This window comes from Vibrio sp. 10N.261.52.A1 (assembly GCF_002876325.1).
GTDB classification, from domain to species: Bacteria; Pseudomonadota; Gammaproteobacteria; order Enterobacterales; family Vibrionaceae; genus Vibrio; species Vibrio chagasii.
In genome coordinates this window covers 1-13,448 of record NZ_MCYD01000865.1, presented here as the reverse complement: position 1 = coordinate 13,448, position 13,448 = coordinate 1, and the positions used below count along the sequence as shown (strand labels likewise).

Annotated in this window: 12 protein-coding genes; 5 read left to right on the top strand and 7 right to left on the bottom strand. The window is 42.8% G+C overall.

The features are described 5' to 3' along the window. Positions 1 to 990, bottom strand: a 990-nt coding sequence (locus BCT81_RS18575) for an efflux RND transporter periplasmic adaptor subunit (protein WP_102425428.1), incomplete at its 3' end; no start/stop codon positions are given. 150 nt (positions 991 to 1,140) lie between these two features. Between BCT81_RS18575 and BCT81_RS18570 the strand changes: the two genes are divergently transcribed. Further along, entirely contained in the window at positions 1,141 to 1,887 is a 747-nt protein-coding gene (locus tag BCT81_RS18570) for a TetR/AcrR family transcriptional regulator (RefSeq protein WP_102425427.1), read from the top strand. Between the two features lie 100 nt (positions 1,888 to 1,987). On the opposite strand, the gene BCT81_RS18565 is transcribed toward BCT81_RS18570, so the two are convergent. From BCT81_RS18565 to BCT81_RS29935, 3 genes are all read right to left on the bottom strand, one after another. Continuing rightward, complete coding sequence (locus tag BCT81_RS18565) at positions 1,988 to 3,259, bottom strand: DEAD/DEAH box helicase (protein WP_102425426.1); 1,272 nt, start codon at positions 3,257 to 3,259, stop codon at positions 1,988 to 1,990. Between the two features lie 57 nt (positions 3,260 to 3,316). Then, complete coding sequence (locus BCT81_RS18560; RefSeq protein WP_102425425.1) at positions 3,317 to 3,928, bottom strand: ACP phosphodiesterase; 612 nt, start codon at positions 3,926 to 3,928, stop codon at positions 3,317 to 3,319. Positions 3,929 to 4,065: 137 nt separating this feature from the next. After that, positions 4,066 to 4,194, bottom strand: coding sequence for a hypothetical protein (locus BCT81_RS29935; protein WP_008216938.1), 129 nt, complete (start codon positions 4,192 to 4,194; stop codon positions 4,066 to 4,068). A 447-nt stretch (positions 4,195 to 4,641) separates the two neighbouring features. Here BCT81_RS29935 and BCT81_RS18555 point away from each other — a divergent pair, with 447 nt between their 5' ends. Together BCT81_RS18555 and BCT81_RS18550 are read left to right on the top strand one after the other, a co-directional pair. Beyond that, positions 4,642 to 5,865 carry an aromatic amino acid transport family protein gene (locus tag BCT81_RS18555; RefSeq protein WP_102425424.1) on the top strand — a complete coding sequence of 408 codons (1,224 nt, stop codon included), beginning with the start codon at positions 4,642 to 4,644 and terminating at the stop codon, positions 5,863 to 5,865. A 148-nt stretch (positions 5,866 to 6,013) separates the two neighbouring features. Beyond that, the gene (locus BCT81_RS18550) at positions 6,014 to 7,438 is read left to right on the top strand and encodes a methyl-accepting chemotaxis protein (RefSeq protein ID WP_102425423.1); all 1,425 of its coding nucleotides are present in this window, start codon (positions 6,014 to 6,016) and stop codon (positions 7,436 to 7,438) included. A 441-nt stretch (positions 7,439 to 7,879) separates the two neighbouring features. Here the strand turns inward: BCT81_RS18550 and BCT81_RS18540 are convergent, their stop codons facing one another. The 3 genes from BCT81_RS18540 to BCT81_RS18530 form a co-directional block, all read right to left on the bottom strand. After that, positions 7,880 to 8,608, bottom strand: a complete 729-nt coding sequence (locus BCT81_RS18540) for an HAD-IA family hydrolase (RefSeq protein WP_102425421.1) — start codon at positions 8,606 to 8,608, stop codon at positions 7,880 to 7,882. 261 nt (positions 8,609 to 8,869) lie between these two features. Then, on the bottom strand, positions 8,870 to 10,678 hold the full coding sequence (locus BCT81_RS18535) for an HD domain-containing phosphohydrolase (RefSeq protein ID WP_102425420.1): 1,809 nt from the start codon (positions 10,676 to 10,678) through the stop codon (positions 8,870 to 8,872). Between the two features lie 60 nt (positions 10,679 to 10,738). Continuing rightward, positions 10,739 to 11,233, bottom strand: a complete 495-nt coding sequence (locus tag BCT81_RS18530; protein WP_102425419.1) for a hypothetical protein — start codon at positions 11,231 to 11,233, stop codon at positions 10,739 to 10,741. Between the two features lie 248 nt (positions 11,234 to 11,481). Here BCT81_RS18530 and BCT81_RS18525 point away from each other — a divergent pair, with 248 nt between their 5' ends. Both BCT81_RS18525 and BCT81_RS18520 read left to right on the top strand, forming a co-directional pair. Further along, entirely contained in the window at positions 11,482 to 11,958 is a 477-nt protein-coding gene (locus BCT81_RS18525; RefSeq protein ID WP_102425418.1) for a CreA family protein, read from the top strand. A 116-nt stretch (positions 11,959 to 12,074) separates the two neighbouring features. Further along, positions 12,075 to 13,379, top strand: coding sequence for an inosine/guanosine kinase (locus BCT81_RS18520; protein ID WP_008216948.1), 1,305 nt, complete (start codon positions 12,075 to 12,077; stop codon positions 13,377 to 13,379). The last annotated feature ends 69 nt before the right edge of the window (positions 13,380 to 13,448 follow it).

Sequence of the window (13,448 nt, the reverse complement as noted above, 5' to 3'; positions counted from 1 at the left end):
AATCACATTACCTTGTTTATTCAGAGTGACTTGTACCTTAGAAATCAATTGCGAATCTGGGTTGTAACGCCACAGTTCACCGTGGCCTTCCTCTTTACTTAGCCAAGCAGAATCAACAATACCGATACCGTAGTCCGATCGGTTTTTCTGTACTTCTACTTGCGCCGTCATTCCTGAAAGCAGGTTGATATCTTGTGGCTTTTCGATGGACACAACCGCTTGGTAGCTGTTGGTATCTTCGTCGGGCTGAGTTGATATTTCTTTAAAGCGAGTTGGGATACGAATGCCGCGGTGGCTATCCATCACAACCCACATGTTTGAGCTTGTTAGATCTTGAATCGAACGGTCTTCGAGTTTTGAAACTGGAATAGAGAACGTCACATCCATTTCGCCGCTGTTCAAAATGTTTAGAACTGGCTGTTTCTCCGCAATTAGCTGATATTGCTTACCAAATACCATTGATACTACGCCATCGAAAGGAGCAACTAATTTCGTGTAGCCAAGGTTTGTTTTTTCTTGCTCCAACTCAACTTCAGCGGCAGTAAAAGTGTTAAGGGCTTGGTCGTAATAATCGGTACTCACAAGCTTTTTCGAGTACAACTCCGAAGCCTGTTTGTATTGACTGTTCGCAAGGTCAAATTTCGCTTGTGCAGCATCAACCGCAATTCGGTAATCCGTTGCATCTAACACGGCTAAAACTTGGCCTTTCTTAACTTCTTGTCCCATACGAACATCGAAAACTTCGATATCGCCACCCACTTGGAATGACAACGCAGCACGATCTGTCGCGTCGACCTTTGCGATAAAGCTATCAAGATCAACATCCGTCTGTTGGGGGATCTCAAATAACTTTACGGGCTTAATAACCTGTACATTTTCTTCTGACTGAACCTTGTTACATCCGGCCAGAGAGCCTGCGAGTAACAGCGCGGCGACCACTGCACCTACCTGCTTACTTGTTTTGGCGTGAATAGACACCTCGGATTGCATGTTGCGTCTCCATTTAATTATCATCATTTACTACACAGGTGTGCAGTATATTGGAAAATTGCAGATTCACAAGTTTTACTTTCCACCTGTGCAGTATTTTTTATTTCAGTAAAAACAGTGTAGAATGTCGTAATCGGATAAATGTGTGAAATGAAGATGACTGAAAAGAAGCAAGGTAGAAGAAGCGCAAAAGACGCTGAAGAAACTCGATTTCAAATAATGACTGTGGCTGCAGAGATGTTCTGTGACTCTGGTTACGAACGTGTTTCGTTGCGTAATATCAGCGAAAAAGCTGGTGTATCTCATAGCCTCATTCGCCACCATTTCGGTAGTAAAGAAAAGATCTGGCATGCAATAAGTGATTGTTTACATGTGTATTTTCAATCTTACATCAGTAAAATCATGCAGGAACTACCAAAAGGTGTTGCACCGAATATTTCGATCTATTTGTTTGCCATGCGTCTGTTTACTAACATGATTCATTCTCGAAGACCAATGCAGCTTCTCTCAGATTCTGTACGTCAAGAAGACAACCTCGTTGACTACTTTATCGATAATGTGGGCGATCTTGAGTATGAGATAAACATGCTTGCAGACCAATACAACAAGGCGAATCCGGAAAAAGCCGTCAATATTTATGAAATTAAATGGCAAATGATTATGTTCGCGAACGGTGCAGTCTGCCTAACTCCCTTCATGGAAAGTACCTGGAACGAAGGTGATATGGAGGCAACGGCTGAAGAAGCGCTAATGAAACACTGGCAGATGTTCAATAAACAAATGGTTAATCAATTTGCTATTGAAGAAGAATGGGTACTTAAACCGAGCACTCTAGAAGAATTAATTTATGAAGTGCCGTGCGAGTGGAAATGTAACCCTGAACACAACCACGACTGACATCAATTCCAGGCAAAAATAATTTGAACGATACAAAAACGCGCCGTTACATCATTCATGTAACGGCGCGTTTTTTATTGGAAAGGTTCAGAAAGCCCGGTTATCGGCGAGCCTTACCGCGATTTTGGTGAATCTTGAGCTTTGCTTTCATTTTTCGCTTTTCTGCTGAACGGCTTTTACTACGACCACCTCGCTCAGGTGACACATCTTGCTCGGGGCTAGGTTCAAATCCCTTTAGCCACTCTTGAGGTAGACGTGTATCGAGTAGTCGCTCAATTGCGCCCAGCAAGTACGCTTCATCGTGGCTCATAAGAGAAATTGCAAGGCCACTATTCCCCGCACGGCCTGTACGACCAATACGGTGCACATAGTCTTCCGCTTTGTAAGGCATATCGTAGTTCACCACTTGTTCAAGCTGCTGAATATCGATGCCACGGGCAGCAACATCGGTTGCGATAAGTGCTCTTACTTTACCTGATTTAAAATCGTCGAGGGCTTTTTGGCGAGCACCTTGGCTTTTATCACCATTGATTGATGCCGCTTTAATCCCATCCAATTTAAGCTCTTTAACCAAAGCATCTGTGCCCTGCTTCGTCTTAGTAAACACCAATACCTGTTGCCAGTTATTTGAACCAATTAAGTACGCTAGTAATTCGCTTTTGCGCTTCTTATCGACTGGGTAAACCATCTGTTTAACCGTCTCAGCAGTGCTATTGGTTGGAGTCACTTGAATTTCACTTGGTGACTGCATCATGCGGTGCGCAATGGCTTTGATTTTGTTGTCGAACGTTGCCGAGAAAAACAGAGTTTGTCGCACTTCATTCATACGCGAAAGAATACGTTTGATGTCGGGCATGAAACCCATGTCTAACATGCGGTCAGCTTCATCTAATACTAATACTTCTGTTTGGCTCAACATGATGTTCTTAGTGAACATGTGGTCAATCAAACGACCCGGAGTCGCAACTAAGATATCGGCACCTGCACGTAGGTTATCGGTTTGGACCTTCATGCTCACTCCACCATAAGCCACTACCACTTTGAGGTCTGTGCCCCTTGCGTAGCTAGTTACGTTATCAAACACCTGTTGTGCAAGCTCACGCGTTGGCACTAAAACCAGAGCACGAACTAACTTAGGGTTTGGAATAACGTTATCTTTGGTTGCGAGTAATTTTTGAATAATTGGCAAGCCAAAAGCCGCTGTTTTACCCGTACCCGTTTGAGCACCAGCCAGCACATCTTTGCCCTCTAATACCAAAGGAATCGCTTGTTCTTGAACACTGGTTGGAGCCGTAAAATTAAGCTCTGATAGCGTAGCAAGTAGATGCTCAGACAATCCTAGTTGGTTAAAAGATTTCGTAGATTCAGACATAGTATGATGCTCAAAGATTAAATAGGCGCGGATTGTAGCAAACCTGCATTACGCTGTTTACCTTTCCTTTTGATTTTTCTGTAATTGGAGTGCATTAAACTCGTTTGCTTCCTTCAAAACCATGGGATAAAGCTCATTAAAGTGACACTGCAACGTATCATAGTGAATTTCTAAGTCAGCATAGCACGCTTTAAGCAGACCGAGCTTTGGCCTTCTCGACGCCATTCGTTGTAACACCATTTCTATGGATGACATCTCTTGATAGCTCTCTAACCACCTCTGCTCAGCCATTTTTTGGTGAACAGTAATGAAGTGCTCAGGCCAATGTGGCTCTTGGTGTTCAAAGATCTGCTGATGGCTGTCGGAGCAAAAATGCTCAAGTGATTGTGTCGAGAACTGAGCCCAATGATTAGCTAAGCAGTGGTCCCAGAATACATCGAGTGCAATAGGCGCAAAGCGTTTCGTTTGATTTGAAAAGAGTGATTTAGCTGAACGAGAAACGTCGTGCCTATCTGTATAACTGTCTACAAAGCGATGAAGTCGAATTCCATCGGACAGCGAATTTGAATAGTGTTTATTTGGGTCGCCTTTCACAAAATCACCTAACAAGTTTCCTGCTAGGTTGCTCTTACAGTGTTTGGCGATATGAAGGTGTGCAAGAAAGTTCATTGAACCTCATTAAAGTGTCGAGAACTAAGTAACATGGTAAACGTACTTGTTTATCTTCGCGAACTTTAATGAGGATAGCTTTTGGTATGACGAGTGAGCGAATCAGATTTGCTCAGCATAAGAATTGAAATGAAACGTTAGTTAGAAGATGTAAAAAGCTCTTCTGCTAACTGTTTCACTGTCTGTTCGTAGTCAGATAAATCAATGCCAATTTCCATAGCATCTAACAGCTCAAGACTTTCGTCATTATAAGATTGGTCACTCATTGTGCCCCCTCTATTCCTTGGTGTGGACGTGTTGTCCAATTAACTAGTGCACCATCTTGGACTTATATTATGTCACTTTGATGAACGCACTCTACTCTACCCATTCCATATTTATAGCTTGAAGCTACTCGCGATCATCAGCGCTTATCTACGCTAAAGGGGTATACGCAAACGACATATGTACTGCCACCTTACACCAAGTACAACAAATTACTCTATAAATTTTGAAGCAGATCATGGTCAAACGTTTGCTTCACCCTTTTAAGTGCCTAGATTCAAAATTAACGTAAACATAAGTTTACAGTGGATATTTTTGATTACATTAGATGTTGCATTTGGAATTAAACTCAATCAGAATACTTCAAAATCGAGATATTCTTTGGGTTTATGCGCTTAAGCTAGAAGAATTACAATGAAAAAACACTCTAACGTAAAGAATTATATACAATGAACAAATCAAAGGTTTTCGGTAGTACTTTGATCATTGCAGGCACAACGATTGGTGCTGGCATGCTCGCTCTTCCTCTTGCTTCTGCAGGCATTGGCTTTTCAACTTCACTTTTCTTGATGCTTGGTTTGTGGGCATTAATGGCGTTTACAGCATTATTAATGGTTGAGCTTCACCAATTCGTGGAGTCCGACGCGACCCTACACACACTGGCTCACACGATTTTAGGTACTAAGGGGAAATGGATTGCGAGCTTCGCTGTTATGTTCCTGTTTTATGCTCTATGCGCAGCTTACATCGCGGGCGGTGGTGCACAGTTTAATCAGCGTATTTCAGATATAGCGGGTATTGAGCTGAACGGCCAAGTCACGACTTTACTCTTCACACTGCTAGTAGCGGGCGTTGTAACCATTGGCACACACAGTGTTGATAAAGTAAACCGCGTTTTATTTGGTTTGAAACTGATCGCTATGGTTCTGGTACTTAGCTTCCTAGCACCAAACATCACTTCTCAATACCTATTGAGCATGCCTTTACAGCAAGGCCTGATCGTTGCAGCTATTCCTGTCGTGTTTACGTCTTTCGGCTTCCACGGGAGTATCCCTTCTATCGTAAGATACCTAGATGGCGATGTACGCTCGCTACGTAAAGTAATGATTATCGGCTCTGCGTTGCCTTTAGTTATCTACATTTTCTGGCAAGGCGTTACTTTAGGCGTTGTAAGTCAAGAACAATTACTTTCTGACACTAGTCTAGGTGCCCTATTGGTTTCATTGTCGCAAACGGTGCATCAATCAAACCTTAGCGTCATCGTAGGCGTGTTTGCCGACCTCGCTCTTCTCACTTCATTTATCGGTGTGAGCTTGGGTCTATTTGAATTTATGGGCGACTCGTTAAGCAATAAGCTAGGCAGTGCAAAACGTGTTAAGACTGCGATTATCACTTTCTTGCCTCCACTTGGCTTTGCACTGTTCTACCCACAAGGTTTCATCATGGCGTTAGGCTATGCAGCAATTGCACTCTCAGTGCTTGCGATTCTGTTACCTACCGTGATGGTCTACAAAGTACGTTACACAGATTTCACGATTAGCACTCAAGACACCGCTGCAGCCTACCGAGTGCTAGGTGGAAGCAAGGCGTTGTTTTTAGCAGGGAGTATTGGTGTATTTATCATTGCAATTCAAATCCTTATATCAGTAGGGTTATTACCGTCTTTGGGCTAATAAACTCATACAGGATATAAATGCTTGATTGAGATCTCATAAATGACATATTGTTATCATTAATTTTCACAATTAGTCGATTGATGTCACATTTTTATTGAGGTCGGTTATTTAGAGTCCACGGTAAAGGATTTACCGTGGAGTTTTTATGAAAGAAGTACAATTTCGAACGATAGACAAACTGTTTATTAAAATGTCTATCAACGATAAGTTTTGGGTTATTTTCTTAATCTTTTTCGCTGCAGTAGCAAGCTTATCTGGCCTCAACTATGTCAATAAAATGGAGCAAATTGACACTAGTGCAAAACAACAAGCCGAATACCAATTGCAAGGCATTTTATCAGCCTCAGATATCCCAACTAGCGTAAGTGGCGTTACCCAACAATCAAACCCTCAAGCTACAACAATTTCAGATAAAGGCGTTGTTACGGCAACGGCAATCGGTACCGATGGTAAATACTATTCACTTACCCTTCCTAATTTCGATACTCAAGACCAAAAACAGCAAGCACTGTACACTTTATTACTCAGCCTTTTATGGTGTGTCCCTTTCGGTCTTTTCTGCTACTGGGTTGCTACTTTCTTAGGTGGCGCACTTTGGGTACTTTATACAACAACTCAAAAGATTGGAGATGGCGATTTAACCTCTCGACTCGGCTTCCACCCAGGACGCGATGAGTTTGGAACGATTGGCTGCGCACTTGACCGATCAATGGATACTCTGACCGAACTGGTAAACAACGTTAACCAAAGCGCCGCAACGCTTAGCGAAACCTCTTCTTCTTTTGAAACTGAGATGAAACGCAGCGAGACACAGATTATGAGTCAAAACGCTTCGCTAGACTCTGTTGCAACAGCAATGGACCAGATGACAGCTTCTGCAAACGAAGTATCTAACATTTCAGCACGTTCGACCGAGCAGACGGAGCAAGACGCACAACAAATTAACGACAGCCACGCGAAGGTACAACAAGCAATTTCAGAAATAACTACCCTCTCTTCTTTGATCGAGCAAACCTCTTCTTCTGTGACAAGCTTGAATGTGAACACCAGTCAAATAAACGAAGTGATAACCACAATCAACGCTATCTCAGAGCAAACAAACCTACTCGCATTGAACGCAGCCATTGAAGCTGCTCGTGCGGGCGAACAAGGACGTGGTTTCGCGGTGGTTGCTGATGAAGTAAGAACGCTGGCTAGCCGAACTCAATCCGCAACGGTAGAGATCCAAGCTATGATTGAGCGTTTACAACAAGAAAGCCAAAACATTGCAAAGATTACCGAGCAAACCGTCGATCAAGCGCAGACCAGTAGCCAGCTGATTTCAAACATCGGGGACGACGTAAACTCAATTGCTGACTCCGCACAAGCGCTAATGGACATGAGTATTCAAATCGCCACATCTGCTGATGAGCAAAGCAACGTAGCGAATACCATCGCAGCGGAGCTCAACGACATTCGCAGTCAATCCGATGTAATAAAAGAAGTCGCTCAAAACTCATCGAACGATGTGTCAAAGCTAACAGACGCATCGATTACCTTATCTCAGACTTTAGCGAGATATCGCACTTAAACTAACGAAGATGAGCGTCATAGCGTTGGAAAATAACAATCGCCAGCTTCTGAACTAGGAAAAATTGAAAGCAAACAAAAAGGACTCGCTATGAGTCCTTTTTTAATAAAATCCGCCGATGTCATTACATTTATCACGGTTACTAACGATGAGATTATCATTACCATGAAGCAAGTCGCAAAGGAGAGAATATAAGGGAGCAAAACTGTCTAATAAACGAGCTTAGGAGTAATCTAGCTATACGGGTCTTTTTTCGCTTACCCTCTTGCTGCAGGTGACACATAATGAATAAAACAGAAGCACCAAACACCGAAGACGTGACGTGCCCTTTATGCCAACATGACGAATATCTACTCTCGGAAAGTGGAGAGAAGTTTACTTGCGCATCCTGCGGATTTCACACAAAACAATTTAGTAAAGTACTCAGCCTTCAATTGGGCGCTAACCCACCAAAGCTGCAGAGCTCGGTTTATCACCACTTGAGCAGTGCTTGCCATTAATCCAAACGGAAATTTCTTCCAAACTATAGATATCCTGAGCCGCCAGCTCTGCTGTGTCGGCTTTTGGATCATAATTTAATGTCTCATCTACATTCGGTCTTAATCTGAACGACTGAATACCCGCTCTTACACCTGCTTCAATACCTTTCAAGGTATCGTCAACATAAATACACTCATTAGGTAAAAAACCCATATTCATTGCGGTATACATGATCAAGTCTGGCTCTGGTTTCCAGCTGTTTGCATCAAACGCCGAAAACACTTTCCCTTTAAAGTCATCAAGCATACCTGTCATTGCGAGAGAAGATTCAACTCTAGATTTCGGCGCATTAGAAGCAATACAAAATTCGATGTCTTGATGTTTGAGGAATTCAATCAGTTCGATAGCGCCATCCATCGGTTTCAAGTGACGTTGGAACAAGGCTTCTAATTCAGTGCGATATAAAGGTTCAAGTGTATCAATGGAGATGGATAAACCAAGACGAGCCTGCGTGTCCATTAAAATATCTGCTAGCTTCCCGCCTTGAAAGTGAGCGTAGCAGTCATTGAGGTTTAGGTTGGCCCCAAATTCGCTGAAGACATTGACTAAGGCTTGGCAGCACAGCTTTTCACTGTCGATAAGCGTGCCATCGCAATCAAATATCACACATTTAGTCTGTTCTAACCGCATAGTTCTCTCACTCAGATTCAATCCAAGTTTTATCCTATAGGGTTCTTTCAAAGTGAGGGATGACTGAGGTAACAGTTTACGGATGCATGCTTATTTCTCTTCGCAAAATATGCAGCAGATCACCTTCTGAGTCGCCATAAGCAACAGTTTTCAGCAAATTATCACCAGGCTCACAGTATCAATGCCTGAAAGCTTTACAAAAAACTGAAGTTAATAGGAGAAAATATAAATCTTAGAATACAAAAATCGTTGTACGAAGTATTAACTGGCTGCCGACTCTGCTTCGACTTTGGATTTATCTTCTATCTTCAAGGTATATTCAAAAGCTGCGGTGTCAGGATAGGCATCTCGTATCGCGACAAACTCTGGTAAATGCTTCAGAAGTAACTGAGTCAGGTTAGGATCAAACTGATAGCCGCATTCTCGCTCAAATAAGTCTACAACCATATCTAACGACCATGGCTCTTTGTAACAACGCGCGCTCAGCAATGCATCAAATACATCCGCGACCGCAGTAATACGAGCAAACAAGTGGATTTCTTCACCCGACTTACCATTTGGATAACCGGCGCCGTCCCAACGTTCATGGTGTTCATTGGCAATAATCGCCGCTAGGTTAGTAATATCACCTGAACCGCTCTTCAACAAATTGTAACCCGCTGTGGTGTGAAGCTTCATTACCTCCCACTCTTGCTCGGTTAGCTTACCCGGTTTGTCGAGAATAGACTCTGGAACCGAGATCTTACCGACATCGTGCATTGGGCTGATGATCTCTATCATCTCGACTTCGCGGTGACTCAAACCGCTGTGCTTGGCTAACAATGCTGACAACTTAGCCACGCGTTTAACATGATTGCCTGTCTCGCCAGAACGTGTCTCAATGGCCTCACCTAGTACATGAATCATCTCTTTTTGGACATTCAAAGTTTGCTTTTGCAGTGACAGAATGCGTTTGTTCTTTTTCGCTAGCTCTTTCTTTTGGCGTAAAGTGATGAATTGCATCACGATAATCAAACTAAGACCCGCAATGACCATGGTCAAACCAAGAAGCAGTTGAAAGTTCTTACGCAGAAAAGAGGAAGGTTCGTTGATAATCACGGACTCTTCAGGCAACGCGCTTTCGCTTAAACCGTATTTCCGAATCGCGTCGTAGTTGAAAACGAAACGTACGTTATCACCTGGGACCAAAGAGCTTGTAAAACCCAGTGGTACATATTTGTCGAGAGCATCGACAGCCTGTTCCCCCATGCTTTGTGAGTGGTTCACATAGCCACCTAGAACGTCCCCTAAAATATAAAACTGCCAAAGAGCGAATACGGGTGCTGCACTCGCCTTAGATAGCGTCTCAGCAATTTCCGTATAAGAGTGGTAAACACCTTGGGTTAGCTCTGTATTGTAGTGGCTGATTAGCACGGCATCGTCAGGAGAAATGTTTTTCAGGTATTGGCTGGACTGCTCCAGTGTTTGATTATTGATTTCAACTAAATTGATTTGTGGGAAGCCCGCCATGACTTTATGAACTTCTTTACGGATCAACTGAGACGTGACACTGTAATCATTTACAAAGTATAAGTTCTTGATATTTGGGCGTAGTTGAGAAATAAGCTCGATATTAATATCAATATGATCATTCTCATAAAGCACGGTCGCTTTATCACTCACCGCATACATGTCGGTGCTGAGATCATTGATACCGACTGCCACTACTGGCGTCGAACGGTCAATAATAGAACTCAATGATTCAAGGAAGTTGGCAGCGTTATCGTCTGTCACAATAACCCCCTCAAATTCATAACCTGAATATTTGGCTTCGAAGTATTCGACTAGAGAGTCATAGTATTGTTGGCTGTGAATACGCTTGGTATCTAGGTGCTCGATAGAGAGCTTAACTTCGCTTTGAGATTGTTTGAACGCACTATCGATGCCCTTTTGGAAATCCGCGGTCCATTGGTAGGAAGGTTCGTAGGAGTGAAGAACTAGGATTTGTTTAACATCCCAGCCATTAGCATAAATCACAGGAGAAAGAGCGCTAACACACAATACAGCGATTGAGATCAATAGCTTGTACATACCGAACCCTTTTTAAAAGACGGTGTATTCTACTCAGATTAACGCTTTCTCAAAGAGTCATTAGTTCTCGAACAATACTTTATAGGTAGAATCTTGATCTTGAGCCCAAAAATCATGTAACTGTTTAGCAAACCCGACAATATTTTGATCGTCTTGGTTAACAATATCTGATATTAACAGCTCATCGTCACTCGCCGTTACAATAGCACTCGCCACCACATCACCGCTCTTAGTACCTACATACAGCTCATGTTCATCAGACAGCATGATTTGGCTTAAGAATTCTAGGATGTTCGCCCTTTCCGCTTCATCTTGATAAGCACTAGCTTGGTTTAGAGAGAAAAGAACCGTTAGTTTGTGAAAATCTACTTTGTGCAGTTCGTCAATTTGTGAGGGCGTTTGGTCTTGCGGGAGAAGTTGGTAAGTTTTGCGGGAAAGCTGATTCTTATAGATATCTAGACCTAAAAGGCTTTCTTTCGCGGGGTAAGCAATATCAAGCTGGCTAAACAGCCACTGATTCTTCTTTAATGCGATTTCAGGTATTTCGTTATTCATTCTTTTAGTACCTACAGTTAGTATCCCCAAATATTACAGTTATTTGGCAGACATACGGTCGGCTGAGGCGCCGAGCTACATGCAGAGAGCATACAGAGCATCACTAAGGCCAACAAGTACTTTAAATGCTTCATATTTTTCATTATCCAACAACATCCTTTAAGAACTTAACGAAAAGCTCTACACTCGTATTCAAGCTTTCAATTTTCTTATAGTAAACAGAACTATATAAATAAAAAGGACTTCTTATGAAAAAAGCCTTAATAGCAGCCGGTATCATGACAATGTTAGCAGGTTGTTCGGACAACGAGGTTGGTGACGTATCTTTAGGTTTCTTCACAATGAAGGATATTAAGATGTCATCTTTAGACGATGACAAAATCCCTGGTGTAACGTGTCACATCGCTTCCATCGAAGCGAACTTGAGTCTTTCTGATCCAAGTGATAGCTCTATTTCTTGCCGCCAAACGGGTGAAATCACACCTGAAATGATTGCGCAGATTGATAAGAGTAAATCTGGCGAGGTGGTATTCAAGCAGTCGAAAAGTATTTTCTTCAAAACCATGAAAGTTCGTCGTATCTACGATGCAGAAAACCAGTCGCTACTCTACTTGTCTTACACCACTAAAGAGACCGAAGGCAGCTTCAAACACAGCCTATCGACCGTTCCTCTATGGGGTACAGCGGCTTACGTTGATCCAGCAACACTCGTACCAACAGAATAATCAATACGAATCACCTGTACAGACATTGTGCAGGTGATTCAAAATGTAATAAAAATGAAAGAAACAGAAACAAAATGTGATATCATGCGGCAAAATTTTTTCACTGTATTTTTCATATGAAGTTTCCTGGACAGCGTAAATCTAAGCATTACTTTCCAACTCACGCACGTGATCCGTTGGTAAACCAAATTCAACAAACACCTAAACTGCACCGCGCAACGATTGTTGGTGTAGGTCAAACCATTGTTGATATCGAAGCTCGTGTTGACAGTGCGTTCCTTGATAAATATGAGCTGAGTAAAGGTCACTCACTTGTATTGGAAGAAAGTAAAGCCGATGCGCTGTATGAAGAGCTTGTAGAGCGCGGTTTGATCACGCATCAATACCCAGGCGATACTATCGGCAACACACTGCACAACTATTCCGTACTCGCAGACAGCAAATCTGTGCTGCTTGGCGTAATGTCTAAGAAAATTGAAGTTGGCTCATTTGGTTACCGTTACCTATGCCGTACTTCTTCTCGTATGAACCTAAACCACCTACAAACTGTTGATGGTCCGATTGGTCGTTGTTACACGCTAATCACCGAAGATGGCGAGCGTACGTTTGCTATCAACGAAGGACACATGAACCAGCTTCTTCCTGAAAGCATTCCTGAGAAAGTCTTCGAGAAAGCATCAGCGCTTGTCGTGTCTTCATACCTAATGCGTGGTAACCCTGAAGATCCAATGCCAAAAGCGGTACAAAAAGCGATTGAGTATGCAAAAGCGCATAACGTGCCAGTTGTTCTTACGCTTGGTACAAAATACGTGATCGAAGGTAATGCGGAATGGTGGCAAGAATACCTGAAGGAGAACGTGACCATCGTTGCGATGAATGAAGACGAAGGTGAAGCGTTAACAGGCGAAAAAGATCCACTTCTTGCAGCGAACAAAGCTCTAGAGTGGGTTGACCTAGTACTGTGTACTGCTGGTCCAATCGGCCTTTACATGGCAGGTTACACAGACGAGCTAGCCAAACGCGAAACTACGCTTCCACTATTGCCAGGTAATATCCCTGAGTTCAACAAGTACGAATTCAGCCGTGCAATGCGCAAACAAGACTGTGAAAACCCGGTAAAAGTGTACTCTCACATTGGCCCATACCTTGGTGGTCCATTAGAGATTAAGAACACTAACGGTGCTGGTGATGGCGCACTTTCAGCTCTGTTACACGACATGGCAGCAAACAGCTACCACTTCGTTAACGTACCAAACTCGGAGAAACACGAGCACGCGTGTCTAACGTACTCTTCACTGTCTCAAATTTGTAAGTACGCAAACCGCGTAAGTTACGAAGTATTAACACAGCACTCTCCTCGCCTTTCTCGCGCATTACCAGAACGCGAAGATAGCTTAGAAGAAACATACTGGGATCGTTAATCCACGTTACTTATTACGTGAGTTACCTTTCCTATCTTAAAGGGCTGCGATATGCAGCCCTTTTTGTAT